Source organism: Aurantiacibacter atlanticus (genome assembly GCF_001077815.2).
GTDB classification, from domain to species: domain Bacteria; phylum Pseudomonadota; class Alphaproteobacteria; order Sphingomonadales; family Sphingomonadaceae; genus Alteraurantiacibacter; species Alteraurantiacibacter atlanticus.
On record NZ_CP011310.1, the window covers coordinates 1,101,797 to 1,128,009 of the forward strand.

19 protein-coding genes and 3 pseudogenes are annotated in these 26,213 nt (G+C 61.3%); 11 read left to right on the plus strand and 11 right to left on the minus strand.

What is annotated here, in order from left to right; genetic code table 11:
* Positions 1 to 2 precede the first annotated feature (2 nt).
* A pseudogene (locus CP97_RS16735) lies at positions 3 to 110 on the plus strand (sensory rhodopsin transducer); the annotation flags it as partial.
* 7 nt (positions 111 to 117) lie between these two features.
* Here CP97_RS16735 and CP97_RS05355 read toward each other — a convergent pair.
* From CP97_RS05355 to CP97_RS05365, 3 genes are all read right to left on the minus strand, one after another.
* Positions 118 to 1,221, minus strand: a complete 1,104-nt coding sequence (locus CP97_RS05355; RefSeq protein ID WP_063612365.1) for an alpha-hydroxy acid oxidase — start codon at positions 1,219 to 1,221, stop codon at positions 118 to 120.
* A 180-nt stretch (positions 1,222 to 1,401) separates the two neighbouring features.
* Positions 1,402 to 2,709: a PQQ-dependent sugar dehydrogenase gene (locus CP97_RS05360; protein ID WP_048885101.1), complete on the minus strand. Its 1,308-nt coding sequence runs from the start codon at positions 2,707 to 2,709 to the stop codon at positions 1,402 to 1,404.
* Complete coding sequence (locus tag CP97_RS05365) at positions 2,700 to 3,599, minus strand: class I SAM-dependent methyltransferase (RefSeq protein WP_048885102.1); 900 nt, start codon at positions 3,597 to 3,599, stop codon at positions 2,700 to 2,702. Before CP97_RS05365 ends, CP97_RS05360 begins: the two co-directional genes overlap by 10 nt.
* A 107-nt stretch (positions 3,600 to 3,706) precedes the next feature.
* Here CP97_RS05365 and CP97_RS05370 point away from each other — a divergent pair, with 107 nt between their 5' ends.
* Entirely contained in the window at positions 3,707 to 4,954 is a 1,248-nt protein-coding gene (locus CP97_RS05370) for an SAM-dependent methyltransferase (RefSeq protein WP_048885103.1), read from the plus strand.
* Positions 4,955 to 5,091: 137 nt separating this feature from the next.
* Here CP97_RS05370 and CP97_RS05375 read toward each other — a convergent pair whose 3' ends face one another.
* Together CP97_RS05375 and CP97_RS05380 are read right to left on the minus strand one after the other, a co-directional pair.
* A complete protein-coding gene (locus CP97_RS05375; RefSeq protein ID WP_063612366.1) occupies positions 5,092 to 6,207 on the minus strand; it encodes a PepSY-associated TM helix domain-containing protein in 1,116 nt (371 codons plus the stop codon).
* Entirely contained in the window at positions 6,207 to 8,342 is a 2,136-nt protein-coding gene (locus CP97_RS05380; RefSeq protein ID WP_048886753.1) for a TonB-dependent receptor, read from the minus strand. The genes CP97_RS05375 and CP97_RS05380 overlap by 1 nt, the downstream gene beginning before the upstream one ends.
* A 282-nt stretch (positions 8,343 to 8,624) precedes the next feature.
* Between CP97_RS05380 and CP97_RS05390 the strand changes: the two are divergent.
* A pseudogene (locus CP97_RS05390) lies at positions 8,625 to 10,016 on the plus strand (IS3 family transposase).
* Here CP97_RS05390 and CP97_RS15870 read toward each other — a convergent pair.
* The 3 genes from CP97_RS15870 to CP97_RS05410 form a co-directional block, all read right to left on the minus strand.
* Positions 9,961 to 10,395 carry a thiamine pyrophosphate-binding protein gene (locus CP97_RS15870; protein ID WP_257730373.1) on the minus strand — a complete coding sequence of 145 codons (435 nt, stop codon included), beginning with the start codon at positions 10,393 to 10,395 and terminating at the stop codon, positions 9,961 to 9,963. The pseudogene CP97_RS05390 and the gene CP97_RS15870 sit on opposite strands and share 56 nt — an antisense overlap.
* 603 nt (positions 10,396 to 10,998) lie before the next feature.
* On the minus strand, positions 10,999 to 12,939 hold the full coding sequence (locus CP97_RS05405) for a cytochrome c/FTR1 family iron permease (protein WP_048885105.1): 1,941 nt from the start codon (positions 12,937 to 12,939) through the stop codon (positions 10,999 to 11,001).
* A complete protein-coding gene (locus tag CP97_RS05410; RefSeq protein ID WP_048885106.1) occupies positions 12,936 to 13,598 on the minus strand; it encodes a cation efflux transmembrane domain-containing protein in 663 nt (220 codons plus the stop codon). The genes CP97_RS05405 and CP97_RS05410 overlap by 4 nt, the downstream gene beginning before the upstream one ends.
* 86 nt (positions 13,599 to 13,684) lie before the next feature.
* On the opposite strand from CP97_RS05410, the gene CP97_RS05415 reads away from it, so the two are divergent.
* Positions 13,685 to 14,098, plus strand: coding sequence for a MerR family transcriptional regulator (locus CP97_RS05415; protein ID WP_048885107.1), 414 nt, complete (start codon positions 13,685 to 13,687; stop codon positions 14,096 to 14,098).
* Between the two features lie 96 nt (positions 14,099 to 14,194).
* On the opposite strand, the gene CP97_RS15875 is transcribed toward CP97_RS05415, so the two are convergent.
* A protein-coding gene (locus CP97_RS15875; RefSeq protein WP_418202079.1) for an IS5 family transposase occupies positions 14,195 to 14,961 on the minus strand; the annotation gives its coding sequence in 2 pieces (ribosomal slippage) (positions 14,195 to 14,640 and positions 14,640 to 14,961; 768 coding nt in all).
* A 166-nt stretch (positions 14,962 to 15,127) separates the two neighbouring features.
* Here CP97_RS15875 and CP97_RS15880 point away from each other — a divergent pair.
* The 4 genes and pseudogenes from CP97_RS15880 (at position 15,128) to CP97_RS05450 (ending at position 18,460) form a co-directional block, all read left to right on the plus strand.
* Positions 15,128 to 15,909 (plus strand): annotated as a pseudogene (locus CP97_RS15880) (IS5 family transposase).
* Positions 15,910 to 16,100: 191 nt separating this feature from the next.
* Positions 16,101 to 16,319, plus strand: coding sequence for a hypothetical protein (locus tag CP97_RS05440; RefSeq protein ID WP_053106549.1), 219 nt, complete (start codon positions 16,101 to 16,103; stop codon positions 16,317 to 16,319).
* A 90-nt stretch (positions 16,320 to 16,409) separates the two neighbouring features.
* Positions 16,410 to 16,970, plus strand: coding sequence for an efflux RND transporter periplasmic adaptor subunit (locus CP97_RS05445; protein WP_053106551.1), 561 nt, complete (start codon positions 16,410 to 16,412; stop codon positions 16,968 to 16,970).
* Positions 16,971 to 16,972: 2 nt separating this feature from the next.
* Complete coding sequence (locus CP97_RS05450; RefSeq protein ID WP_082863728.1) at positions 16,973 to 18,460, plus strand: efflux transporter outer membrane subunit; 1,488 nt, start codon at positions 16,973 to 16,975, stop codon at positions 18,458 to 18,460.
* A gap of 40 nt (positions 18,461 to 18,500) precedes the next feature.
* On the opposite strand, the gene CP97_RS15885 is transcribed toward CP97_RS05450, so the two are convergent.
* Positions 18,501 to 18,977, minus strand: a complete 477-nt coding sequence (locus CP97_RS15885) for a zinc-binding dehydrogenase (protein WP_227819746.1) — start codon at positions 18,975 to 18,977, stop codon at positions 18,501 to 18,503.
* A gap of 76 nt (positions 18,978 to 19,053) precedes the next feature.
* Between CP97_RS15885 and CP97_RS05460 the strand changes: the two genes are divergently transcribed.
* Both CP97_RS05460 and CP97_RS05465 read left to right on the plus strand, forming a co-directional pair.
* On the plus strand, positions 19,054 to 21,711 hold the full coding sequence (locus CP97_RS05460; RefSeq protein ID WP_048885112.1) for an HAD-IC family P-type ATPase: 2,658 nt from the start codon (positions 19,054 to 19,056) through the stop codon (positions 21,709 to 21,711).
* Between the two features lie 45 nt (positions 21,712 to 21,756).
* Positions 21,757 to 24,159 (plus strand): glycoside hydrolase family 65 protein, encoded by a 2,403-nt coding sequence (locus CP97_RS05465; protein WP_048885113.1) that lies wholly within the window; start codon positions 21,757 to 21,759, stop codon positions 24,157 to 24,159.
* Between the two features lie 21 nt (positions 24,160 to 24,180).
* On the opposite strand, the gene CP97_RS05470 is transcribed toward CP97_RS05465, so the two are convergent.
* A complete protein-coding gene (locus CP97_RS05470; RefSeq protein ID WP_048885114.1) occupies positions 24,181 to 24,909 on the minus strand; it encodes an HAD family hydrolase in 729 nt (242 codons plus the stop codon).
* A 331-nt stretch (positions 24,910 to 25,240) separates the two neighbouring features.
* On the opposite strand from CP97_RS05470, the gene CP97_RS05475 reads away from it, so the two are divergent.
* A complete protein-coding gene (locus CP97_RS05475; protein ID WP_048885115.1) occupies positions 25,241 to 26,179 on the plus strand; it encodes a 1-phosphofructokinase family hexose kinase in 939 nt (312 codons plus the stop codon).
* Positions 26,180 to 26,213: the final 34 nt, after the last annotated feature.

The following is a 26,213-nucleotide window of genomic DNA, read 5'->3' on the forward strand; positions in this document are numbered from 1 at the left end:
ATGCCAGCATCATCGAAAGCGATGTTCCGATCATCGTCCAGCATACCCGGCTCGACAGTCGCGCTGCTGAGATTTCCCTCCTGTCGACGATGGCCTTTCCCGCAGAATAGTTCCGGACTAGAGCGGCAGACGGTCTTCCCGGACAAACAGGTCGGGCGAAAGCGCATCGAGGTTCGACACGCCATACTGGCCAAGCTCGTTCACCATTTCGGACTGGAGAAGTTCGATCGCGCGGCTGACCCCCGCGGCCCCGAAAGCGCAAAGGCCATAAAGCGTGGCCCGGCCGGTCAGCACCGCGTCCGCGCCCAAGGCGCGCGCCTTGAGGATGTCGCTGCCTCGGCGAATGCCGCCCGAGATATAAAGCGCGATGTCGTCTCCGGACAGCTCCCGGGCGCGCGGTAGGATATCCAGCGCCGAAACCGCCCAGTCTGCCTGCCTGCCGCCATGGCCGCCAAGGATTACGCCATCGACACCATGCTCAATCGCGCGTGACACGTCCTTGAGATTGAGAACGCCTTTGAGAAAAAGAGGTTTGCGCCATCGTTCGCGGATCCTGGCGAGGTCGTCCCAAGCAAGCGATTTCGGCATTTGCTCTCGAATCCAGTTCGCGCTGTCAAAGAACGAGCGTTTGTCCTTCGGAACGAAGTCGATGACATTGGAAAACTCCGGCAGACCACGCGAAAGCGTCCTCACCAGCCAGCGCGGATGCCGTGCAGCGTCGGTCAGCGCGGGAAGGTTGGGGAAGCCGCTGGCGGTGCGGTTCCGCTCGTCCCACTCGCGCTGCCCGAATATCTGCGCGTTACTGGTGAGGACCAGCGCTTCGCATCCTGCGCGGTCGGCACGGTCGACGAGCTCCTGCCAGATTTCCTCGCCACCGAAGACATAGAGCTGCCACCAGTGCCGCAGCCCCGGCACCGCCGCGACATCTTCCATCCTGTCGTTCGACATCGTGCTCTGAATGAACGGAACGCCGGCTTCGGCAGCGCCTTGCGCCAGTGCGATATCGGCGTTGCGCATGAAAATGCCGTTCAGGCCGGTTGGCGCGAGCGCGAGAGGGAGCGATGCGGAGCGGCCCAGGATTTTTACGGAGACGTCGCGGCACGCCTCGTCGGACAGCGTGAAGGGCATGGCCCGCCATTCTGCAAAGGCTTTGCGTTCCCTGTCGAGTGTGGCTTCTTGCCCCGCGCCGCCCTCGAGATATTCAAGCACGAACCGGGGCATGAGCTTGTGGGCCCGGGCGCGAAGATCCGCGACCGACCGGACCCGCGCTATTTTCCTGCCGGCATAGTGAATGCGCCGGGGAGATGATCCGAGTTGGGCGACGGTGCCACTCGCTTCTCCCCGCCTGCTCAGCTTCCGTCTCCTGTCCGATCTGAGCTACTGAACCGCACGACCTGGCATTTACTCGTCGGACACGCGCCAGACGCTGTTGCCCACATCGTCTGCCACCAGCAGTCCTCCTCGTAAATCGAGGGCCACCCCGACGGGCCGGCCGTAAGCCTCGCCACCAGCACTGAGAAAGCCTGTGAGGATATCGTAGACCGGTCCGCTGGGAAGGCCTTGCTCAAAAGGGACAAACACGACCTTGTAGCCGCTCGGCGGCTTGCGGTTCCACGAACCGTGCTGACCCACGAAAGCGCCTTGCAGGCCTAGCGGCGCCGGGTTGGAAGGATCAGTAAACGCCAGCCCCAGCGACGCGGTGTGCGGGCCGAGCGCATAATCGGGTATCAAGGCTCGGGCGACCAGATCGGGGCGTTGGGGCTCGACCCTCTCGTCGACATGATCGCCCCAGTAGGAATAAGGCCAGCCATAGAACCCGTCTTCTTCGACCGCTGTCATGTAGTCGGGCGGAACGTCCGACCCCAGCTCGTCACGTTCGTTGACTGCCGTCCAGAGCCGGTCGCTCTCCGGTTCGAATGCCATGCCGACCGGATTGCGCAAACCGCTGGCGAACAGCCGTTCGGCACCGGTGCGTAGATCGATCTCACGAATGGCGGCGCGGCCGACTTCGTGCTCCAGCCCGTACTCGCCGATATTGCTCGCCGAACCGATGGCCACATACAGTTTCGTGTTGTCGGGACTGACGGCGAGGCTGCGCGTCCAGTGCTGGTTGTATGGTCCGGCGGGAAGGGCGGCGATTGTCTCGCCCGCTCCGGCGATGCTCATGGCGCCGGTTTCGTAGCGGAAACGCAGGACCGCGTCGGTATTGGCGACGTAGAGATCGGACCCGACCAGCGCCATTCCGAAGGGAGAGTTGAGTCCGGTGATGAAAGGCGTCCGCATATCGGCAACCCCGTCGGCGTCCGTATCGCGCAACAGCGTGATCCGGTCCGCACTCGGCACTGCGGATCCGGCCTTCTTCATGAACAGCTTCATGAAAAAACCCTTGATACCTTTCCCCAGCTCGGGCTGCGGCGGCGCTGCGGATTCCGCGACGAGGACATCGCCATTGGGCAGAACATGGAGCCAGCGAGGGTGATCCAGCCCTACGGCGAATGGCGTGACCGCCAGGCCCTGTGCCGGCACGGGCGCGGTGCCGTCGGGCCAACCGGTAGCGGGGGCGACATCGAACGTCGGCAGAAGAGTCTCGGCCGGTTCGACGATCTGCGGTGCCCGGCCGCTTGCGGCTTCGACCGGTATGTCGGCCACATGACCGCATCCGGCGAGAGCAAGCGAGGCAAGGCAGGTTGAAAAAGCGTTCAGGCGCATGGAGCCTCCTTCTGCAATTCGGGTTCGGATACGCCGCGCACGGCGGGTTCGCCACCCGGCCGCGTAAACTTGAACAGGCCATACCGCATGGCACCGGTCCGGTAGGCAAGCATCAACCTGGGTAAGCTTAGTGCAAAGCTGCGGTTGCGCGTCTCGCTGCTGGTGACAAGTTTACGATAGGAACTGTCGGTGGCGAGCCGTTTCATGAGCCTGCGCAGGCAAATGTCCCAGGTCCGCCTTACCTGGCGGCTGCTATCCTCGAAAGAGAGAAGTTCGAACCCAGCGCGTTCGGCGAAGTCGACATACTCCTCGCGCGTCCCCATTCCGGGAAGTTGTCCCTCGCGGCAAATCGGCTCGAGCAAATGGCGGACCTCCCATGGGTGCGCGCTTTCCGATGCAAGCCAGGCGCAGACCACCAACTTCCCGCCGGGCTTGATCACGCGGCAGGCCTCGTCGAAGCATTGCTGCTTGTCGGACATGTGTTCGGTGCTCTCGATCGCGTAGGCGCCGTCGAAGGACCGTTCCGCCAGATCGTTGTACAGCCAGTCGCGAAGTAGAAAACGAACACTGCCAGTCCGCTGTGCTGCCCGCGCATATTGCTCATTCGAAATCGTGAGGCCGGTTACCTCCACGTCATAGGACGCCGCAAGACGCTCGGCCGTCGCGCCATAGCCGCATCCGATATCGCAGAGATGCTGGCCGGCTTCGGGTTCCATGCGTTCGCCGACCAAATCGACCAGTGCTTCTACTGCTTCGCTGGTCCGCTCATCGCCCGATCGCCAATAGCCGTGATGCACATGTTCGCCCCAGACCTCGCGATAAACACGATCGAGTTCGTCATAGTGACCAGAAACATCGCACGATTGCGGTCGGGAACGGGGAACGATCATCACCGGTTCCAATCCGTGTGGCCGGGGACTTGTTCCGAGTTGCTCTGCAGATAGTATAGAAAATCAGAGATTTGGTGGCGGAGTGCCACGCAGCGTAGGGTGACTGAATGAGCAAGCGTCTGATCACTCGCTATCTTTCCGGCATCGTCGAGCGCGGAACCTTGGTGGTGCGTTTTGCCGATGGTTCGAACGAGAATTTCGGCAAGCCCGCGGAAGGCTTTCCGGATGTCGTCATCCGATTTGTCGACCGGAAGGTCTCGCGGGACATACTCCTCGACCCGCGGCTGGGCGCGGCGGAGGCGTTCATGGACGGGCGGCTGCTTGTCGAGCGCGGCGGGATCATGGAACTGGTCGAATTGTTGCGCGCCAATGCGCCGTGGGACCGCGGGGGCTCGATCGGCCGGCCGAGCCGTTTGCGGCGATGGCGCAACAGTGCCGCCTTCGCGCTCGATTCAGTGAATTCGCGGATCGGCTCGCAGCGCAATGTTGCGCATCATTACGATATCGGAAATGCGTTCTACCAGCTGATGCTCGACGCCGAGCACATGCAATATAGCTGCGCCTATTGGGACGATGGTGTCGAGACCTTGGCCGAGGCGCAGGAGGCCAAACTCGCCCATATCGCCGCGAAGCTCGCGCTCGCTCCGGGCCAGGAGGTTCTCGATCTCGGCTGCGGCTGGGGCGGAATGGCGATCTATCTCGCCCGAAGAATGGACCTGCGCGTCACGGGCATCACGCTCAGCGAGGAGCAGCTAAGCCTGGCTCGGACCCGCGCCGAGCAAGCGAGTGTCTCCGACCGCGTGAAGTTCGAGCTGGTCGATTATCGCGACCTCGCCGCACGCGGCCAGCGCTTCGATCGGATCGTCTCTGTCGGCATGTTCGAGCACGTCGGACGCCCGCAATTCGAGGCATTCTTCCGCAGCTGCGCCAATATGCTCGCGGATGACGGGGTGATGCTGCTCCACACGATCGGCCGGATAGGCGCACCGGGCACAACCGATGCTTTCACGCGCAAATATATCTTCCCCGGCGGCTATATCCCGGCGCTTTCGGAAACCGTCGCGGCGAGCGAGAAATACCGTCTCATTGCCAGCGACGTCGAGATGCTGCGGCTGCATTACGCCAGAACGCTGCGCGCCTGGTATGCCAATTGCGAAGCCAATCGCGAACGGATCGAGGCAATGTTCGATGCGCGCTTCTATCGCATGTGGACCTTCTATCTCGCCGGAGCCACGGCGGCTTTCGAACATGGCGGCATGTGCAATTACCAGATTCAGTATTGCCGCGATCGCAGGGCCCTGCCCCTGACACGCGGATACATCGACGAGGCAGAGGGGGCGTTGCGAGACAGGTAATAGAAGCCGACAAGGTTCTTGCGAAACCTGATCCGATCGAACTCCAAACCGTGCGGACACTTAACCAGTCTATTCCTTGCAATGAGTCGCGAAGACCTTCTTCGAAAGGTTCGCGACCCTTGGAGGATCAGCGGCGCTTAGGAACCCGGCGACCCTGAGGAATCAGCGGTGCGTGCTGAAATCTCGCTGCTCCACCTTCCTGCTCTTTTGCTGGATATATCGGTAGCTTGTCTTGTCCAGAAGCTCCAGGTAGCCAGCGCGCCCAGGAGCACCAGAGCCAATCCGCTTGCAGTCAAGAGCAGCCGCCAGACCATACCGCCGATTTTTCCGGCGTGAACCGGATAAAACTTTTCGGTCGCTGCGGAAGCCAAATCCTGCTTGGCGGGGTCGCTTGTGCCAACAATTCCGGCACTGCCAGGGTCGAGCCAGACATAGGTGCGGCCGTTGGGCGTCCATTCGAAATCCTGCCGGAAACGAATAGCTATCGGCGCTCCTGCTTCGGCGGGCAACATGAGCCTCCGCGGCTCGGCATCCGGGAAGGCGGCTTGCGCCCGCGTCATGACCAGCGTCCAGTCGGTCTGTGCCGAATGGTCGGTAAGGTCGTCGGGCAGGGCGACATCTTGCATCTCATGTGCCAGCGGCGAAAGAAGCCAACCCGAAATGGCAGGGAAGACCATCATCGCCCCGGTGAATGCCACCAGGATCAGCAGCGGGGATGCGACGGCTCCCAGGTCGCGATGATGGCGGACCACGGCACTCGCAGTGAAGCGGGCGGGCCAGAGGCGGAAGCGGAATGTCTTTCGGGTGCGCCACCACAGGACCAGACCGCTAATGCAGAATGCCAGGAGCAAGAGACCGAGAATGCCGGTGACGGTCTTCCCGGTCTCGCCCATCAACAGGTAGTGATGGAGATCGAACAGCCACAGTTCGGGCCGTTCCCAGACGCTTGCCCAGCGATCGACCAGAACCCCGTCCTGCGCGAAATAGGCGCCGCTGCCGTCGGCATAGACAGCCTGGTGCAATCCAATCTCCTCGCTTGCGAAAGTGAGGCGCGACAGCTCGGGTCCCGCTTCCAGCGCCGCGGCGACCGAGCGGCCAAGCATGGCCGGATCGTTGGCTACGGGATCGCCAGCCCCGGGCAGCAGAATCCAGCTATCTTCCCACAGTAGCACCGTGCCGGACAGGCCGAGAATGGCGAGCAGCAGCCCGACAATTCCGCCCGTCCAGCGATGCAGCCATGAGAGCAGCGTCATCAGAAGTCACCGCGCCATGCCAGCGTGAAGGTGCGTCCGCGCCCCGCAAAGAACCGATTATTGTCCGTCACCCGGACGGTATCGCTGTCGTAAGTGATATAGAATTCATCGGTGAGGTTCTGCGCGGCGAGCGAGAATTCGCCGATTTCGGTGCGGTACGCAATGAAGGCGTCGAGCAGCGTGTAGCCTTCGAAATCCGTCTCCGTCGCGGTATCGTTGAATTCGCGCGAGAGATAGACGCGGGCCTGTGCGCGAGCGCTAAACGGGCCCGCCGTGTAATCGGCGGCCAGATTGACGCGGTCGGGCGAAATGTTCGCCCCGTCGAGATCCTCATCGACCTGGCCGTCGGCATCGCCGTCGGTCTGTCCGGACAGATTGGCATAACCGCCGCTGAGCGAAAACCCGGGCAGGGGCGTCTGCCAATCGAGGCTGGCCTCGAAACCCTCGATCTCGATCGGCTGGCGTTCCACTTCGAACACACCGCCGCGAAGCACGAGCAGCGAGCCGAAATCGCTCGACGACCAGAAGTAGCTTGCCGAAGCCTTCAATGGGCCACGATCCCATTCGATTCCCAGTTCGCGATTGTTCGAGACGACCGGTTCGAGCGACAGGAAATCGTCCACGTCCACGCCCGGCTGGGTGATGCCGCGAAGGATTCGGCCGACATCGGCAATCGTAAAACCCTCTGCATAGCTGCCATAAGCGCGCAGGCCGTCAATGGGCTCGACGATAACGCCGGCATTCCAGAGCAGGTCTTGGAAAGAGGGAGAGCCACCTTCCACCTGGACCGGGCCGTAGCTTGCCAGAGTCTCGAAGTCGTCGACCGACAGTTGTACGTTTTCGTAGCGCAGGCCGCCAGCCAGGCGGACGAGTTTGTCAGCCAGCGCGAGATTGCCCTGGACGAAGGGCGCTAGGCTGCGGAAATCGCTGCGCGGCACCCACACCCGACCGGTCTGGACCAGCGACTGCTGGGTCCGATCGAACAGGGCATCGAAGCCGGCGGTCAGAACGAGGTCCTCGAAGTCGGGAACGGAACGTTCGTAGCTGACCTTGCCGCCCAGCTTGCGCGACTGGTTGGCCGACTGGTCGAACAGAGTACCGGGCGGAGCAATGGCGGGATCCTGGAACACGCCAAACACGCCGCCACCAAAGACGTCGTCGGTCCGGCTGTAGAAACCCTGCAGGACGAATGTGCCACCGCCGAGATCGGGATCAATGAGCGATGCGGATAGCAGTTCGGCGGTATTCGATGGCGGATCGCCAGGCGTCACTCCTCGCTCGCTGGTCGCCGGAATACCGGCAGCGCGATCGCCGGGGACGAGCACGTAATTGGCATTGCCTTCGAGCTCATAGCGATTGGCCACCAGTTCGAACCGGGCACCGCTCGCCAGTTCGTATCCCAACCGGCCGAACACCGACCAGCTGTCGCTGTCCTGGATTTCGCCTTGGGTTCCGTCGACTCCGATCCGGTTGCCTGCCCCGTCGAAGAAGGCACCGCGCCGCTCCAATGTTGCTCCGAAACTCGCATCGAAGGCGCCTTCGCGGTAGCCGACGAGGGCAGCGGTCTTGGCGCCGATCCCTTCGCCGTCGAAACTGTCCGGCAGGGTCAATTGCGCGAGAGCCCGCACGGCGATGCCGTCTTCGCTCGGAGCGCCCACAGTCACCTGGTTCACCACACCGCCGGTCGCGCCGATGCCCTGCAAGGCGTTGGAGCCGTAGATGACCTCGACACGGTCGATGAAGAAGGGATCGATGGTGTAGCCATCGCGCGAGCCGTCGCGCACGGGCGTCGATTGCGGGATGCCGTTGATCGCGTAGAGCGGCGAGCGACCGCGCAGGCTCTCTCCTGACCCGCTCAGCTTCTCTCTCGTGGGAGAAAAGGATGGCAAGAGGGCGGAGACTGCGTCGACCGTCGAGCCGGATATCAGAACCTGCCGATCAAGCGCCTCGCTATCGATCACATCGACTGTCAGGGGCAGAGCGCTCGCCGGCAATTGTGTGCGCGCAGCCGTAACGATTATCGGTGCGTTTTCGCTCGAACTGCGTTCGTTTTCGGCGTCTTCCTGCCCGGCGGTCTGGGCCAGTGCCGGGGTGGCGAGGACGAGCGCTAGGGCGCCGGCGAGATAACTATGCATGAAGACTCCTTCCATTCTTGAAGGCGCCGATATTGTGAATGCGAGTAAGTCGCAATAGCATTTTGAAGTCCCCAGCGAAGGTTATGAGTTGGGGGCTGCATCAAAGCCGGAACCCGTAGCCACTCCAGCTTCATTAAGCAGGTAGGAGAATTGCTATGGAATACGACTTGGTAATCATCGGCACGGGTACGGCAGCCTGTCCCCCGTCAGCACCTATGGCACAGATTTGAGGTTGTGATTTAAGGAGGATTTGGGCTTCGTCGTAGTGACGAAGGAACGAAGATGAAGCCCAAATCCTCAAGGTCCAAATTGCCTGCCGAGCAGGTGGTCAAGGACATCCGCCGCAAGACCCGTCGGCATTTTTCATCGGAAGACAAGATCAGGATCGTGCTGGAAGGCCTGCGCGGCGATGACTCGATAGCTGAGTTGTGCCGCAAGGAAGGCATTGCCCAGAGCCTGTACTACACCTGGTCCAAGGAGTTCATGGAGGCCGGCAAACGCCGCCTGGCTGGCGACACCGCCCGTGCAGCAACTACGGACGAAGTCAGGGATCTGCGCCGTGAGGCCCGCGATCTGAAGGAATGCGTGGCCGACCTCATCCTGGAGAACCGCTTGCTCAAAAAAAGCATGATCGCGGATGGGGGAGACGACGCATGAGATACCCCGCATCCGAGAAGCTGGAGATCATCAGGATCGTTGAGCAATCGCATCTCCCGGCCAAGCGCACGTTGGACCAGCTCGGCGTCGCACGGCGCACCTTCTACCGCTGGTATGACCGTTACCTTGAAGGCGGGCCGGAGGCGCTGGCAGACAGGTCATCGACGCCGATCCGCGTGTGGAACAGGATCGCACCCGAGGTTCAGGATCAGATCGTCGAGATGGCGCTGGAGCAGACTGACCTCAGCCCAAGGGAACTGGCGGTGCGCTTCACTGACGAGAAGCGCTAGTTGGGCGCGCTCCGCTTGCCCTTCTTCGCTTCGCTTCGAATCCGTGTCGGAAGCCACCGTCTACCGGCTGCTCAAGGCCCACGATCTGATCACCAGTCCGGCCTATACTGTGATCAAGGCGGCAGAGGCGTTCCACACCCAGACCACGCGCCCCAACGAGATGTGGCAGACCGACTTTACCTACTTCAAGATCATCGGGTGGGGCTGGGTCTACCTCTCGACCGTGCTCGACGATTACTCGCGCTACATCATCGCCTGGAAGCTCTGCACCACCATGCGAGCCGAGGACGTCACCGACACGCTCGACATGGCTCTGGCAGCCTCAGGCTGCGACCATGCCAATGTGCTGCACAGACCACGTCTGCTGAGCGACAACGGTCCCAGCTACATCGCCGGGGAACTGGCCGAATACATCGAAGCGAACCGGATGAGCCATGTGCGCGGTGCACCCTTCCATCCGCAGACCCAGGGCAAGATCGAGAGATGGCATCAAACGCTAAAGAACCGCGTGCTGCTCGAAAACTACTTCCTGCCTGGCGACCTCGAACAGCAGATCGAGGCGTTCGTCGAGCATTACAACCACCAGCGCTATCACGAAAGCCTCGACAACGTGACGCCTGCCGATGCCTACTTCGGCAGGGCTCCCGCCATCATCAAACGACGAGAAAGGATCAAGCGAAAGACACTCGAACATCGGCGCTTGCAACACCGCAAGCTCGCCGCCTAAACATCAAACCCAGACGAGGCCCGCACTCCGCAATCCTACGCCGCGAGTTGTGCCAAATGTTTTGACGACGGACACCTGATCGGTTTTGCCCGGTTATCATGACAAGCGGGAATGCGCCCAGAGCGGCATAAGCTGCGGGCGTCGTGAGGTTTGTTGCCCCTGGACCAAGCGTGGCAAGGCATACGCCGGCTTTACCGGTCAGGCGTCCATAGGTAGCCGCCATGAAACCCGCCCCTTGCTCGTGCCGGGTAACGATCAGGCGGATCGACGAGGTGCGCAGCGACTCCAGGAGATCGAGATTTTCCTCGCCCGGCACCGCAAAGATATATTCGACGCCTTCGGCTTCCAACGCGGCGACAAGAAGATCGGATGCTTTCATGAAATGGTTCTCGCGTTGGTGTGACAAGTCTTTGCTCTGCGTCTGATCCAGGATGTGCCGGTGAATTGCCGCCTCCTTGCTCGAAGGTGTATCAGCGGTACATGCAAGGCAAATTCAAGTCGGTGTAGTCCTCGAACCGCAAAACAAGCCGCAAGGCCTCGCCTGAATATAGGACAACCGTTCCATCTAGCCCCTGTTCCGAGACTTCAGGCACCGGTCGTTGCGGGATAGAACAAAGAGCTGCCCCGCGAATCGCACAGTCCAGCTGCTTCCCGGTTCGATCGGTTGATCGCCCGTTCAGAAAAAGTGCGGCTTGCATTCATCAGACCCGTATCGTCGGCTTCTCGATGCCTTCGAAGAATTGCGAGACACCGTCGCGCAGATTGAAATCAAAAACCCGCTCGCCACTTTCTCGTTCGTCTAAACAGAGTGTAGGAATGCGAAGTTGCCAGCGCTCCGTTACCGAAGCGAGCGTCGCACTCCTGCATGTTAACAGGTCACGTCCGCCGTACGCGGCTGTTCCCAAAGCATCGGCGCCAAGCACCGCAGCCCCAAAGATAGAATGTCTATCGATTATATCGCTTCCCTGCGCCCATGGCGCAATCAACCGGTTTCGGCATGCAGTGTCCGGACTTGCATGCCCTTCCTTTTGTTGCGCCAATATCCCAGCGCAATGAGGGCGAGCGTGAGAATTTGCGCGACCACCGGCTCGAGCGCCGGTGCCACACCGAGGATTGGTATACGGGGCAGCCCTGGAAGCGGGGTGATGCCCAGCAATCCGGCTTCCTGAAGGCCCGAAATGCCCTTCCCGGCCAGAACAACGGCGAGAATGCCGATGAGGACCGAACTATACGCGAAGAAGGTTCCGACCGGCAGTCGGCGGCTGTAGCGCAGCATCACCCAGGCAATCAGCGCCAGTAACACGACTGCGGACGCGGAGCCGGCGAAAATCGCGCCGGTATGCCCCTGCGTCCAGAGCGCTGCGAAGAACAGGATCGTCTCGAAGACTTCCCGATAAACCACGAGAAACGCCAGCCCGAACAGAAACCATGCGGACCTGCGCGACAGAGCGTGCTGCATGGTCTTCTGGATATAGCGTTGCCATTCGCCGGCCTGCGATTTGCCGTGCATCCAAATGCCAACCGACAACAGTACGAGAGCGGCAAAAAGCGACCCGAACCCCTCTACCAGCTCGCGACCTGCCCCACTTATGCCGATCAGGTAAGTCGCTGCCACCCAAGTCAGGCCACCGGCGACAAGGGCCGACAGCCATCCGCCATGGACGAAGGGCAGAACTTCGGTTCTCTCGGCCTTGCGCAGGAACGCGATCATCGCGATCACGATCAGCAACGCCTCGAGCCCTTCGCGCAACAGGATCGCAAAGGCTCCTGCGAATGCCGACGCCTCACTGGCATTGTCCGGGGCGAGGACCGTCTCGGCGCGGTAGAAAAGAACGTCGAGCGCCTTCACCCTCTGGGCGACAGTGGCCACCGGATCCCCGCGACCTATTGCCGCTCGAAGCTCGGCCATGCCGGTTTCGACAGATGCGAGCAGGTCTGCATCGCGCGTGCTTAAAACGGCTTCCAATGGTTCGAAGCCATCGAGATAGGCCGAGAGTGCGAGTTCGCGCGCTTCGGCATTATTACCCGCTTCGTAGGCGGCAAGACTTTGCTGCAAGCGTTCGCGTGCCAAAGCGAGTGAGCCTGCCGTATCGCTCGTCACGGCTTCGGGATGAGCCCGCAAATAGGCCATAACGGCATCGGCACGCTCGGTGCCGATCGCCTCGCCAAGGGCTGCCGGGGTAAGGCCGGATAGAGCGGCGAGGTCAGGAATACGCGCCCGGATTTTCGGATCGTCGTTCCAGATCCGTCTGCCGCGCTCTATATCCTCAAATGCGATCGACCCTGAATAATAGGCAAGGCTCCAGCGATCTTCCGCCGGGAGATCGGAAAAGCCCGGCATGGCCGTTCCTTCCAGCCCTTGTCCGATGACCTGGTAGAGCGCGAAAGCGCTTCGCTCGCGGGCACGGACGACGTCGTCAAAAGCGATTGGCGGGGGATCGAGTCCCTCTGCGGCAGGGCCGTCGCCGCCACCGCTTGGGCCATGACAGCTTGCGCAGTTCTGGGCGTACAGTGCGGCACCTCGCGCGAGGTCGGGTGCCGCCTCGGGCGCAAGCGGAACGGGAAACGCCGCGATCAGCTCGCTTGCCAATCTGCGCGCGTCTCGCGCGACGACAGCAGGCTCCACCTTCGCCGAGATTGACTCGGCGAGCGTCTCGGCATCCGCAACCAGCTGGGCACGTTCCGCGTTTGCGGGCAGGGCCGCCATGCGTTCGGCTACCGAGGCAGAAAATTCCTGCATTTCGGTATATTCCAGCTCGTTCGTGACTTCACCGCCGCTAACGGCTTCGGTGTAATCCACGGCGATATAATCGAGCAGGCGCCAGGTCGTCTGAACCGCGCCATGCGTGCCTGCAGCAGCGGGCATTGCGACTGCGATGGACAGGAAAGCGATCAATTGGACCGCAAAAGCACGTAGCGTCATTTGGAGGCGGCCTTTCCGAGAGCCGAAGCATGTTGCGCGCGAAGTTCCTCGATCGCACGCCGGACAATAAGATAGGCCGAATGCAGGAAGATCAGGGCGATCACCGCTGCGACCAGCAGATCGGGCCAAGCTTGCCCGGTCCAGGCGACCAGGGCAGCAGCGATGATCACTCCGACATTGGCGATCGCGTCATTGCGGCTGAACAGCCAGATCGCGGATACATGTGCGTCGCCTTCGCGAAACCGCATGAGCACAAGCGCCGCCGCGATGTTGACTATCAAGGCCGCGACGGCGATCCCGCCCATCAAGTCGGCTTCAGGCGCGACCGCGTTAAGCGAGCGCCAGACTGCCAGACCGATCACTCCAATGCCCAACGCGCCCAGAAACAGGCCCTGTGCCAGCGCGACCCGGGCGCGCGTGCGGGCACTCCACGCCAGAGCAAGGATGCCGATGAGCGTGATCGATCCATCGCCGATGAAGTCGAGAGCGTCGGCCTTGAGCGCTTGGCTGTCCGCCAGAAACCCGCCGAAGGCCTCGACAATCCCGAACCCCAGATTGAGTATGACAACTATCCAGAGCGAGCGGCGATAGGCAGGGTCTGCGCCTGCTCTTTGCGTATCGCCTGTGCAGCCACAGCCCGATGTTTCGTTTTCCAACATGACGCGTTAGATAACACCTCCAGTTGCTGTAGAGGCAAGCCGAAATTGCGAATGGTTCGCGGTTTCAGGATTAGAGGAATGAGTTCATGCTTATCGGAGGTATCGCGAAAGCCACGGGCACCAAGGTCAACACGATCAGATTTTATGAGGACATCGGACTGATGCCCGAAGCCGCGCGTACGGCAGCGGGGCAGCGAACCTACAAAGAGCAGGACGTCGAGCGCCTTTCCTTTATTCGGCATGCTCGAAAATTGGGGTTTTCGATCGATGAAACACGCTCGCTTTTAAGCGTGAAGGCGAGACCGTATCAGAGCTGTGACGAGGCGGGTGACATCGCTATGCGGCACCTTCGAGCCGTGGACGAGCGCATCAGTCAGCTACAAGCGCTTCGTTCCGAACTGAGAAGTGTGGTCGCGGCCTGCACGGGCGGCGAGGTTTCCGAATGCAAAATCATCGAAACGCTTTCTCGAAACCCAGCTGCCTCTTCCGCGGGTCGCTGACGCGAAAGCTATAATGGGACTATGGGCACCGTTTCCAGACAGCAAAAAAAGTGCTTGCACCTCCAGTCTCTGGAGGGGTTATCGTCTTTTTCTGATTTAGGCTCTGTTGACAAACTGATTTGTCCAGAGGCGGACGGCTGCGATATGTATGAAGCCGAGATAGCTTGCTGAGGTTTTGTCGTATCGGGTTGCGAGGCGGCGCGAGCATTTGAGCTTGGCGAAGCACCGCTCTATGCGGTTCCGCAAGGCGTAGGTGACGGTGTCGTGCGGGATCGGCTCTTTGCGATTGGCCTTGGCCGGGATCACTGGTGTTCCGCCACGCTCAGCGATCGTTTTGCGGATATGGTCGCTATCATAGCCCCGGTCGGCCAGGAATACGCGAGCGGTTGGCAGATCATCATCGACCAGCGCATCAAAGCCCTTGAAGTCGGAAACCTCACCGCCGGTTACTTCCGCCCGGACAGGGAGGCCGTGAGCGTTGCTAATGAGGTGGATTTTGGACGTGAAGCCACCTTTTGAACGGCCAAAACCCTGTCTTTGAGTCCCCCTTTTGCGCCCGCTGCCAAGTGGTGCGCGCGGATCACGGTGCTGTCGATCATCTGGACGCTGTCTGGCGCTGCGCCGCTATCGTTGAGGGCATCGAGCACCAGTTCCCAAAGTCCGGCTAGGGTCCAGCGCCGGAACTGGCGATACACGCTCGACCACTTGCCGAACTCTTCAGGCAGATCACGCCAGGCAGCACCAGTGCGAGCAATCCAGAAAATGCCATCGAGAACAAGGCGGTGGTTGGAGGCCGGGCGACCGCCTTGCCCCCGGATCGCCATCAAAAAGGGTTCAAAGAATGCCCACTCGGTATCCTCCATCAGCAACCGCGCCAAGATAACCTCCGCAAAAGCTATCTTGAATCACAACTCAGCCCGTTTGTGAATCCTGTTTGTCAACAGGGCCTAGGTCCTGTTGACAAAAGCTTGGTAGGGATTCCCAAAACCGCCATCGGGTGATTCAAGGCTGCTTTTTGCAGGAGCAGGCATGGCGCGCGGAGATTTGACGGACGCGGAATGGGAACTGATCGGGCCACTGTTGCCGTCAGAACGGGGCCGCTGGGCACGACCGGCGCAGGATAATCGGCGCTTTCTCGATGGCATGCTCCATGTTCTGCGGGTCGGTTGCCCCTGGCGCGACATGCACGAGCGATACGGCAAGTGGAACTCGGTCTACGTCCGCTTCCGACGATGGGCCGAGCAAGGCGTATGGGATGCCTTGCTCGCCACGCTGGTCGAGCTGGGCCTGACGGACGATTGGCAACACATGATCGACAGCACCAGTGTCCGGGGCCATTCGCAGGCCGCCGGCGCAAGGGGGGGACTCATAAGGAGGCTTTTGGTCGATCACGCGGCGGTTTTACGAGCAAAATCCACGCCCGATGTGACAATCAGGGACGGCCTATCGGCTTCATCCTGACCGGCGGTGAGGCATCCGATTACACCGCCGCCGGACCGCTGATGGATATACCGGTTGCCGCGCCCAAAGCGCTGCTGGCCGACAAAGGCTATGACGGGGATCGGTTCCGCGAAAGCCTGCTGATTCGGGGCATCCTGCCGATCATACCACCCCGCTCAAACCGCAAGGTTCCTGCGCATCCCGACTATCGTCGTTACAAGGATCGCAACCGCATCGAGCGCATGTTCAACAAGCTCAAACAGTCCCGCCGGATCGCCACACGATATGACAAGACCGCTCTGTCATTCGCCAGCTTCCTCAACCTCGCCAGCATCCGCCTATGGTTGAAGTCTTTTGTCAACAGGGCCTAGGTTCCAGCGTCATGGCGCAGGATCGGATAGCCGACTATGACCCAACCTCAGTGATTGGAGTTTAATCGGTTTTATTTTTTAGGACCGCTGTACTATTCTAAGAAATTCAGTCGTGATGGAAACTATGCGGACGGGGATTCATCGCCGTCCGCTTGGTGACAACATCACATTAAGACTTGTGATAAAATTTTTTGTGTCAACTTTCGTTTCATCTTGTTGGGGCGCCTGAACAGGCGCGTTCGGACAAGCGACTTGCGGACGCGGAACTGGCGCGCGAGCAGGAATTGTGGGAGTTGCAATCGACGAGCCGCGCTGCGCTCGATCTGGCAATACGCGATGCAGAAAACGCGCAGGCCGCGCTCGAATCCGCGCAATCCTCGGTCGCCATGCGCGAGGCCGAACTGGCTTAGGCGCGCGCGCGATTGTTGGGTAGTGCACCCGGAGCAAGTGGTGGCGCGATTGCTCTCCGGGCACCGGCATCGGGCCGAATCCTGGAAGTCATGCAAGAGAGCGCCGCCACGCTTGCGGCAGGAACGCCCATTGTCGAAATCGGTGATGTCGGCAGCGACCTGGAAGTGCTGGTCGAACTGCTCTCTACCGATGCCGTGACAGTTTCGCTGGGCGATCCGGTGTTGGTCGAAGGCTGGGGTGGAGATACGCCGCTGCGGGGCGCTGTCGTGCAGCTCGAACCGCAGGGCTTCACCAAGGTGTCCGCGTTGGGTGTCGAGGAACAACGGGTCAATGCGATCGTGCGCCTATCAGCCGATCAGCCGGAGAGCGCCGGCCTGGGCAGCGGGTTTCGCGTCGAGGCACGTATCATCGTCTGGCAAGACCGCGACGCGTTGATAGTGCCGGCAAGCGCATTGTTTCGTGATCAGGGCCGCTGGGCGGTGTTAGCCGTGGACGGCGGCGAGGCGGTGCTGCGGCGCGTCACAATCGGGCGCAATAACGGGACGCAGGCGCAAGTCCTCGAGGGACTGGAAGAGGGCGCGCAGGTCGTGCTCTATCCCTCTTCGGACCTGGCCGATGGCGAGTCCGTCGAGCAAAGGGAGGTAGGCTGATCATGCGAACCCCCGAAGTCCGATTGAGCAGCCCTCGACGCGCAAGGCGAGCGATCGCGTTGCTAGCCCTGACAGCACTTGCCGGATGTACAACTGCTCAATCGACACCGCAGGCGAACCTCCCGGAACTTCCCGCCGCATTTATCGCGGCTGATAGTCTGCAAACCGAACCGGTCGACAGCGATTGGTGGACGCGGTTTGACGACCCGCAGCTTGCCGTCCTCGTCAACCGGGCCGTTTCAGACAACCCTTCCGTGGGCATGGCTCTGGCACGCGTAGCACAGGCACAGGCGCGCGCGCGGATCGCCGGTTCAGATCGCTATCCGCAACTCGACCTTGCCCTGTCGGCTTCGCGCCAGCAGCAATCTCTCGCCAGCCTCGGCATCGTGCTGCCCGGAACGGAAGACGAAACGGACGAAACTTTCACCTACGACACATTCCAGCTTTCCGCACAGGTGAGCTGGGAGCTCGATCTGTGGGGCAAGCTTTCCTCGCAAACCGCGGCTGCGCGAGCCGATTTTCTTGCGAGCGAGGCCAATCTGCTCGCTGCCAGACAATTGATTGCAGCGCAGACAGCGCGCACATATTTCGAAACGATCGAGGCAAACCAGCAGATCGAACTGGCGCAAAGCACCGTCGATGCCTTTGCGGAATCGGCGCGTCAGATCGGCAATCGCGTTCAGGTCGGCAGAGCCGCGCCGAACGAAAGCTATCTTGCCAATTCGAACCTGCAGTCCGCTCGCGCCGAACTCGAGCGCCGCAATCAACAGCGCGCTCGCGCACTTCGGAAACTCGACGCGTTGGTCCGGGCCTATCCCGATGGCGAAGTCGCTCTAGCCGAGGCTCTGCCCGAGATGCCCCCTGCTCCCCCCGTGGGGCTACCTTCGAACCTCCTCGAGCGCAGGCCGGACATCCTGGCGGCACGCGCTCGGCTCACTGCCGCTGGCTACAGACTAACTGCGGCGGAACGGTCGTTCCTGCCTCAGATCGCGCTCACCGGATCGGCGGGAACCGCCAGCACCGACATTGCAAATATCTTCGATCCCGATTTCTTCATTTGGTCGGTCGCCGGACGTCTGTTGCAGCCCGTTTTCCAAGGTGGGCGCCTGCGCGCGCAAGTTGCGGCGCGCGAAGGCGAGCGCGACGAAGCAGTGGAGGCGTTCGCCGATGTGGTTCTGACCGCGTTCTCCGAAGTCGAAATCGCGCTTGCGCTCGACGCCTATCTGGCGCGGCAGGAAGCGGCCCTGGCCGAAGCTGCGCGTGAAGCCGAGCGATCGGTCGAAGTGGCATTCAATCGCTATTACGTCGGGAAGGAACAGTTTCTGACCGTAATCGAAGGGCAGCAACGCGCCTATGACGCGCGCAGCACTCTCCTCAGTGTGCGACGGGCGCGGCTGGACAACCGGGTGGCGCTCCATCTGGCCCTGGGGGGTGGCTTTGCAGACGATCCGGACCAGAGCGCGAGCGGTAATAGTATTGGCAGTCGGTAGATTACGGATCGCTAGAGCATTGGCCGAAGACTACGCTAGGCTACATGCAACGGAGTTGGTCGGCTAATCGGCGTATCGACCAATCAAAGTTCGATAACGATGCGGCCCTTGACCTTGCCGGCTTCAAGATTCGCGAAAACATCGTTGATGTCCTCCAACCGGGCCTTGCTGATGCGCGTCTTGACCGGCCTTCATTCGCAAACTGCACGGCTTCTGCCAGATCCCTGCGATTGCCGACAATCGATCCGCGCATGGTAATCCGCTTCAGCACGACATCGAATATCGGCGTGGGAAATTCTCCGGGCGGCAGTCCGGTCAAGGCGATGGTTCCTTTTCTGCGAACCATTTTCAGGGCCTGCGCAAACGCGGGGACCGAAACGGCCGTGACCAGCACGCCCTGAGCCCCTCCATCTGTTGTAGTATTCACATGTTCTGCGGCGTTGTCGTCCAGCGTATTGATCGTTAGGTTTGGGCCCATATCCTTGGCGGTCGCGGGCTCTAACCGCCCAAAACACATCAACCAGACGAGGCCCACGTCCGCTAATCTACTCCGCGAGTTGTTCCAATGTTCTGACGACGGACACCTGAGATTTATGACACCGACGAAAGTTTACGAGTGGCACGCGCTCGACATTCTTGACGCGCTGGAGGCGCAGAATTCGCAGGCAGAAGGCCTGAACGAAGACACTGCCAGGGACAGGCTCGCCGAATACGGCCCGAACAGCCTGCCTGAAACCAGGTCCACACATCCGCTGCTGCGCTTTCTCGAACAGTTCAACAATCCGCTGATCTATTTCCTGCTGGCTGCGTCGGTCGTGACGTTCCTGCTCGACCACGCGATCGATGCCGCCGTGATCCTGCTGGTGGTGCTGGTCAACGCCGTGGTGGGTTTCGTCCAAGAGGGACGGGCGGAGACGGCGCTGCAGGGAATGAGCAGTCTGATATCGCAGCACGCCATCGTCCTGCGGGATGGAGAGAAGCGCGACATCGACGTTGCCGATCTGGTACCCGGCGACGTTGTTCTGATCGAGGCGGGTGACCGCGTCCCGGCGGATCTGCGGATCCTTCGCGCGCGCGGGCTCGCCATCGAGGAGGCGGCGCTTACCGGCGAATCGCTCGCAGCCGAGAAGCAGCAGGAACCTGCATCGATCGCTGCCCCGCTTGGCGACCGAAGCTCGATGGCTTTTTCCGGCATGCTGGTCGTCCGCGGCCAGGCGACCGGCCTCGTCGTGAATACCGGCATCAGCACCGAGATCGGCAAGATCAGCGGCATGCTGCAACAAGTGCCGCCGCTGGTGACACCCCTGCTGCAACAGATCAATTCCTTCGCCCGTCTGCTGACTTTCGTCATCCTCGGCTTCGGGGCAGCGCTGTTCGCTTTTGCGGTCCTGATACGCGGCTTCGATCCGACCGAAGCTTTGATTGCCGTTGTCGCCGTTGCCGTGGGCGCGATCCCCGAAGGTCTGCCTGCCGTGATCACCATAACCCTCGCCATCGGCGTCCAGCGCATGGCCAGCCGCAGGGCGGTGATCCGCAAGCTGCCTGCGGTGGAATCGCTTGGAGCGACTAGCGTCATCTGCAGCGACAAGACTGGCACGCTGACCCGCAACGAGATGAAAGTCGTGCGCCTCATCACCGCCGAAGGCGAGTTTGGTGCAAGCGGCGTTGGCTATGCACCTGAGGGTACGGTGATGCCGATGAGGGGAACCCTTGCCGGCATTGATGTGCCTGACGCGTTGATTCGCTGCGGCGCGCTGTGCAACGACGCGCGACTGACGCAGCAGGACGGTCAGTGGAGCGTCGCCGGCGATCCGATGGAGGGCGCATTGCTGGCGCTTGCCGCCAAGGCGGAAACCGACACCGAGCGCCTTCGCGGCGAGTGGCCGCGGCTTGATCAGATACCCTTCGATGCCTCCTATCGATACATGGCTACGCTGCATCGCGGGCCGGACGAAGAGCATGTCGTCTATATCAAGGGCGCGCCCGAGGCGGTGCTGGCGCTGTGCGAAGAGACTGCCCAGGAAATTGAATGGTCGGGACGTGTCGAACGCGCGGCCGCGCAAGGCGAACGCCTGCTGGGTTTCGCCATGCTCCGGCTCGAACGGCCAAGAGAGCGCATCACCCATGCAGACCTGAAGAATGCGCGGATGCTGGGGTTGATGGGTTTCGTCGATCCGCCGCGCGAGGAGGCGAAGCGGGCGATTGCAGAATGTCGCTCGGCCGGTATCGCGATCAAGATGATCACCGGCGATCATGCCGCGACCGCCGTGGCGATCGCCGGGCAGTTGAACCTTGCGGACAATCCGCAGGCTTTGACCGGCACCGAGATCGAGGCACTGGACGACGACGAGCTGGCTCGGCGTGTGGAGCAGGTTTCGGTGTTCGCGCGCGCCAGCCCCGAGCACAAGCTGCGCATCGTGCGCGCGCTGCAATCGCATGGCCATATCGTCGCGATGACCGGGGACGGGGTCAACGATGCCCCCTCGCTCAAACAGGCCGACGTCGGCACCGCCATGGGCGTCGCGGGGACCGAGGCCGCGCGCGAAGCCTCCGAAATGGTGCTGCTCGACGACAATTTCGCATCGATTGTAGCCGCCGTACGCGAAGGCCGCACTGTCTACGACAATATCCGCAAGGTTATCGCCTGGACCCTGCCAACCAGTGGAGGCGAGGCGGTTGTGATCGTGCTCGCCATCCTCGCCGGCTTCGCGCTGCCCATGACTGCGACGCAAATCTTGTGGATCAATCTTGTGACCACGGTGACGCTAGGCCTCGTTCTTGCCTTCGAGCCACCCGAGCCGGGCGTCATGGAACGGCCTCCGCGCAGGCGCGATACGCCGCTGCTGACGCCGCTCCTCGTCTGGCGCGTGGCACTGGTTTCGGCATTGTTCGCGGCCGTATCGCTGTTGATTTTCTTCGGCGCGCAATCACAGGGCGCCAGCGTGGAAAAGGCCCGTACGATGGTGGTCAACATGCTGGTGGTTGCCGAGATCGCCTATCTTTTCAATGTTCGCTTCCTGCACATGCGTTCACTCACGTTAAGGGGGGCGCTCGGCACCAGACCCGTACTGGTCGCGCTGGCGATTGTGATCGTCGCGCAGATCGCCTTTACTTACCTGCCGTTCCTGCAACTGGTTTTTGAAACAGAGTCGCTTACCATCGGCGAAGGAGCAATTATCATTGTGATCGGCTTCATATTGTTGCTGCTTCTGGAAGCCGAGAAGCGGATCACCCGCAGATATGCGATGTGACATCGGCATTCGTCCATCCATTCCCCCTACGATCAGGAAAAATCCATGTTGCGCCCACGCCTTACCCCTCCCAGGGACATCTTCCCCGTCGACCCGTGGGGAGTGGGGGTGGCGCGCTTCGACCTCGACCTTCTTCAGGCCTATGTCGGGCAAGCGGAAACGATGTTCGCGCTCTCCAACGGCTATCTTGGCATCCGCGGCACGATCGACGAGGGACAACCGGTGGAGGAGCCGGGTACCTATCTGAACGGCTTCTACGAAACGCGGCCGATTACCTACGGTGAAAGCGCCTACGGTTTTCCTGACACTGGGCAGAGCATGCTTGTCTGCCCCGATGGCACCCCCATACGCCTGACCGTCGATGATGAAATCTTCGATCTCGCCAAGGCCGAGGTGCTGGAGTTCTCTCGCCGCCTCGATCTGGCGAAAGGCGTGCTCACGCGCAACGTCACGTGGAGAACGCAGCGAGGGCGGCGTCTTACGCTGAAAACGACACGTCTGGTCTCGTTCGACATGAAGCACGTCGCTGCGATCCGCTGGGAACTCGTGCCCGAGGACGACGTGGACCTGGTGATCTCGTCGGAGATCGTGGAGCGCGCTCCGTTGCCACTCGAAGACTTCGACCCGCGACTGGCCGAAACTCCGGACGGCAGCATTCTGTGCCCCACCGGCGGCTCGGTGGACGGCTTGCGAGCCGTGCTGGGCTTTGTGACCTGCGGTTCGCGGCTCGCGCTCGGCTGCGCGATGGATCACGTGCTCGAAACGTCCTCACCGTGCGAGACGGTCGCGGAACGCAAGGAGACCGGCGCCGCGGTGACGATGCGAATAGCTGGACGTGCGGGCGTGCCGGTCCGGCTCACCAAGTTCATGGCCTATCATTACGGGGCCGAAGACGGCGACGACATGGTTGCCGCTGCCAGAGCGAGTCTCGACAAGGCCATCGCACGCGGTTTCCCCGCCTTGCTTGCAAGACAGGAGAAGAACGTGGCGCAATTCTGGGCCGGTGCGGACGTGGAAGTGGAGGGCGACCTTGCGATGCAGCAGGTCATACGCTGGAACCTGTTTCAGCTCATGCAAGCGTCTTTCCGTGTGCATGGTCATGGTATCGGCGCGCGGGGCCTGACGGGGCGCAGCTACGAAGGCCACTATTTCTGGGACACCGAGATCTACGTGTTGCCGTTCCTGAACTACACCGCGCCCGATACCGCGCGCGCGGTGCTCAAATTCCGTTACGATATGCTTCCCCAGGCACGGGCGCGCGCGCGCGAACTGGGTCATCGGGGCGCAACCTTTCCCTGGAGGACAATCAACGGGAACGAGGCCTCGGCTTATTACGCGGCCGGCACCGCGCAGTATCACATCAACGCCGACATCGCCTATGCATTAAATAGATATGTCGAAGTGTCCGGGGATGATGGCTTCATGATCCGCTACGGCGCCGAGATCCTGGTCGAGACGGCTCGCTTCTGGCTCGACCTCGGCTTCTTTTCAGCCCGCCGGGAGGGCAGGTTCTGCATTAACGCGGTGACCGGCCCGGATGAATACAACGCGGTTGTCGATAACAATTACTTCACCAATCTGATGGCGCAGGAAAACCTGCGCCTCGCAGCCAAAGTCGTACTCTCTCTCGGCAGCGAGGCGCGCGCAGCGCTGATCGAGAGGACAGGCCTGGCACCCGAAGAGCCTGGGGCATGGAGCGAAGCGGCAGATCGCATGTACCTGCCTTATGACGAGCGGCTCGGCGTCCATCCGCAGGACGACAGCTTCCTGGACAAGGAGGTTTGGGATTTCGAGAACACGCCGGAGGAGAATTATCCCCTTCTGCTGAACTATCATCCCCTGAATCTCTACCGATCGCAGGTTATCAAGCAGGCCGATACGTTGCTGGCCATGTTCCTGATGAACGGTAGCTTCGCCGATGCCGAAAAGAAGCGGGATTTCGACTATTACGACCCGATCACCACTCATGACAGTTCATTGTCTGTCTGCATCCAGTCGATTATGGCGAGTGAGATCGGCTATAGTCGAAAGGCCTTCGACTACTTCAATTTCGCCGCCTCGATGGATCTCTCCGACGTGGGCGGCAATGTAAAGCACGGCGCACACGTCGCCTCAATCGGAGGCACCTGGATGGCGCTCGCCTACGGGTTCGCCGGTCTGCGCGACGGAAGTGGCAAAACAAGGTTCCGCCCCCGCCTGCCTGCCGAATGGACACGCTTGCAAATTCCGCTCACGATCCGCGGGCGGCGCCTTCGCATGTCGATCGATCACCAGGAGACGGTCTACCGGCTGGAAGCCGGCGATGCGATCGAGATCATGCACGAGGACGAAACCGTGCAGATGGGCCCCGCCGTTCCGGAGGCGCGACGACCGACGACGAAAGCGCCGCCCGATCCGGAATTGGACTCCGGGGCAGTCGATCCCGCCGAACCCGACGATATCATGTGAAATCTGTCTCGAAGCCGAAGCTTAGACAACTTCCGCAGCGGATAGATCGGGCACCACCATGTCCGCACCTGCTGCAAGCAAAGCCTCGGCATGCTGTCCACGACCGACGCCGATAACGGTATGGAAACCGGCTTTCCGACCCGCCGTGATACCAGCGATCGCGTCCTCGAAGATCGCCGCCCGTGCCGGCTCGACTTCCAGCCGCTTCAGAGCCTCGCGAAACAGCGCCGGGTCCGGTTTGCTCGGCAGGTCAAGTCGAGCGGAGTCGACCCCGTCAACCCGGATCTGGACAAAGCGGTCCAGCCCGGTGGCCTTGAGTACCGCCCCTGCGTTAGCACTGGAGGAAGCGACCGCCACCCGGATATCTGCTTGTCGCAAAGCGTGAAGCAGGGCCCTGGCACCCGGCAGCGGCGCAGAATCGCGCCGCAGTCGCTCCTGTACCGCCTCGTTCTTGCGCCGGGACAACCCTTGTACCGTTTCAGCATTGGGCGGGTCGGACTCCGATCCTTCGGGTAATTCGATGCCGCGCGAGGCAAGGAAGGCGCGCACGCCGTCCTCGCGGCGGCGTCCATCGACGAACGCCCGGTAATCTTGTTGGCTGAAATAGGCCAAGGGAGGGCGTCCTCGGCGCAGGAAGGCATCGAAGGTCTCCTTCCACGCTGCTTCGTGCAGGCCAGCCGTGTCGGTAAGCACACCATCAAGATCGAACACCGCTGCGTCGAGGTGTTCGGGCGAAAGCGAAACTTCCATGCGGGTCAACTGTAATCTCCAGGCGGCCCCAACACCTGGGCGGGGCTTTCGGCATGCTGCGGTTCGACCTTGATATACTACCAGCCACAGGATGCCTGCAAACCTTCTAAACGCCCACAAGCCTCTGGCTGGCATTGACACCGCCAAGTTTGGGCCCCGATGCGTGGTGCATAGCGTACCGCCACGGCTTTTCGCGCAGTTCCCAGTGCAATAGGGTATTGAACTGCGCCTTGTTGCCAGTTCGCTGCTATGTAGTTTTTCTGGCCCGAACTGACACCTTGCCATGAAAAACACGTTTGCTGGTTAAAGCGGAACTGGAGATCAACGCCTGATGCTAAGTATTGCGACGCTTACGATGAACCCAACCCTCGACGTTGCGTTCGAAATCGATCGCATCCTGCCAGTGCACAAGATGCGCGGAGGCAATGAACGACATGACCCTGGCGGCGGCGGTATCAACGTTGCGCGAGTATTTGTGCGGCTGGGAGGCAACGCCCGTTGCTGCTACCTGAGCGGAGGCGCGGCTGGTGCTGCTCTCGATTGGCTAGTCGATTTGCATCAGCTGGTGCGCAACCGGATCGCGATCGCCGACGAAACCCGGGTAAGCACATCGATATTTGAGCGGGACAGCGAGAGTGAATACCGCTTCGTAACCGACGGACCAATCATATCGGCTGCAGAGTGGCAGGAATGCGAAGCTGCCGTGGCGGAAATCAGCTGTGATTACCTCGTCGCCAGCGGTTCGCTCCCGCAGGGCGTGCCGAAGGATTTCTATGCCCGCATTGGCAGATTGGCTAAAGAGCGGGGCATACGGTTTGTCTTAGACAGCTCCGGAGCCGGATTGGCCCACGGCCTGGAAGGCGGCGGCGCCTTTCTGGTGAAGCCGAGCATTGGCGAACTGCGCGCGCTGACCGGCAAGCAATTGCAGGAAGAGGAAGCGATTATCGAAGCCGCAGAAGGCATAGTCCGGCGCGGAGAAGCCGAGCATGTCGCAGTGACCATGGGTCACGACGGCGCGATCCTGACGAATGGAAATGGAACAACCCGGCTCCCCGCGCTTCCCGTGGAAGCCATGAGTGCCGTCGGAGCAGGAGACAGTTTTCTGGCGGCAATGGTCCATGCATTCTCGGCTGGGCGTGAGCCTGTCGACGCCTTGCGCTTCGGCATGGCGGCCGGCGCTGCCGCCGTGCTTACTCCCGGTACCGACCTTGCCCGGGCAGACGATATCCATCGGCTTTATGGAGATATGTCAAAACACCACAGCTTCTGACGCCGGCGGCCGGATTGAGGGTTACGCCGTTCGC

What these genes read in the sequence shown, in the direction of transcription:
- CP97_RS05355 (WP_063612365.1), bottom strand. Translation starts at nt 1,221, where the DNA reads ATGCCCCGGTTCGTGCTTGAATATCTCGAGGGCGGCGCGGGGCAAGAA.
- CP97_RS05360 (WP_048885101.1), bottom strand. Translation starts at nt 2,709, where the DNA reads ATGCGCCTGAACGCTTTTTCAACCTGCCTTGCCTCGCTTGCTCTCGCC.
- CP97_RS05365 (WP_048885102.1), bottom strand. Translation starts at nt 3,599, where the DNA reads ATGATCGTTCCCCGTTCCCGACCGCAATCGTGCGATGTTTCTGGTCAC.
- CP97_RS05370 (WP_048885103.1), top strand. Translation starts at nt 3,707, where the DNA reads ATGAGCAAGCGTCTGATCACTCGCTATCTTTCCGGCATCGTCGAGCGC.
- CP97_RS05375 (WP_063612366.1), bottom strand. Translation starts at nt 6,207, where the DNA reads ATGACGCTGCTCTCATGGCTGCATCGCTGGACGGGCGGAATTGTCGGG.
- CP97_RS05380 (WP_048886753.1), bottom strand. Translation starts at nt 8,342, where the DNA reads ATGCATAGTTATCTCGCCGGCGCCCTAGCGCTCGTCCTCGCCACCCCG.
- CP97_RS15870 (WP_257730373.1), bottom strand. Translation starts at nt 10,395, where the DNA reads ATGAAAGCATCCGATCTTCTTGTCGCCGCGTTGGAAGCCGAAGGCGTC.
- CP97_RS05405 (WP_048885105.1), bottom strand. Translation starts at nt 12,939, where the DNA reads ATGACGCTACGTGCTTTTGCGGTCCAATTGATCGCTTTCCTGTCCATC.
- CP97_RS05410 (WP_048885106.1), bottom strand. Translation starts at nt 13,598, where the DNA reads ATGTTGGAAAACGAAACATCGGGCTGTGGCTGCACAGGCGATACGCAA.
- CP97_RS05415 (WP_048885107.1), top strand. Translation starts at nt 13,685, where the DNA reads ATGCTTATCGGAGGTATCGCGAAAGCCACGGGCACCAAGGTCAACACG.
- CP97_RS05445 (WP_053106551.1), top strand. Translation starts at nt 16,410, where the DNA reads ATGCAAGAGAGCGCCGCCACGCTTGCGGCAGGAACGCCCATTGTCGAA.
- CP97_RS05450 (WP_082863728.1), top strand. Translation starts at nt 16,973, where the DNA reads ATGCGAACCCCCGAAGTCCGATTGAGCAGCCCTCGACGCGCAAGGCGA.
- CP97_RS15885 (WP_227819746.1), bottom strand. Translation starts at nt 18,977, where the DNA reads ATGTGTTTTGGGCGGTTAGAGCCCGCGACCGCCAAGGATATGGGCCCA.
- CP97_RS05460 (WP_048885112.1), top strand. Translation starts at nt 19,054, where the DNA reads ATGACACCGACGAAAGTTTACGAGTGGCACGCGCTCGACATTCTTGAC.
- CP97_RS05465 (WP_048885113.1), top strand. Translation starts at nt 21,757, where the DNA reads ATGTTGCGCCCACGCCTTACCCCTCCCAGGGACATCTTCCCCGTCGAC.
- CP97_RS05470 (WP_048885114.1), bottom strand. Translation starts at nt 24,909, where the DNA reads ATGGAAGTTTCGCTTTCGCCCGAACACCTCGACGCAGCGGTGTTCGAT.
- CP97_RS05475 (WP_048885115.1), top strand. Translation starts at nt 25,241, where the DNA reads ATGCTAAGTATTGCGACGCTTACGATGAACCCAACCCTCGACGTTGCG.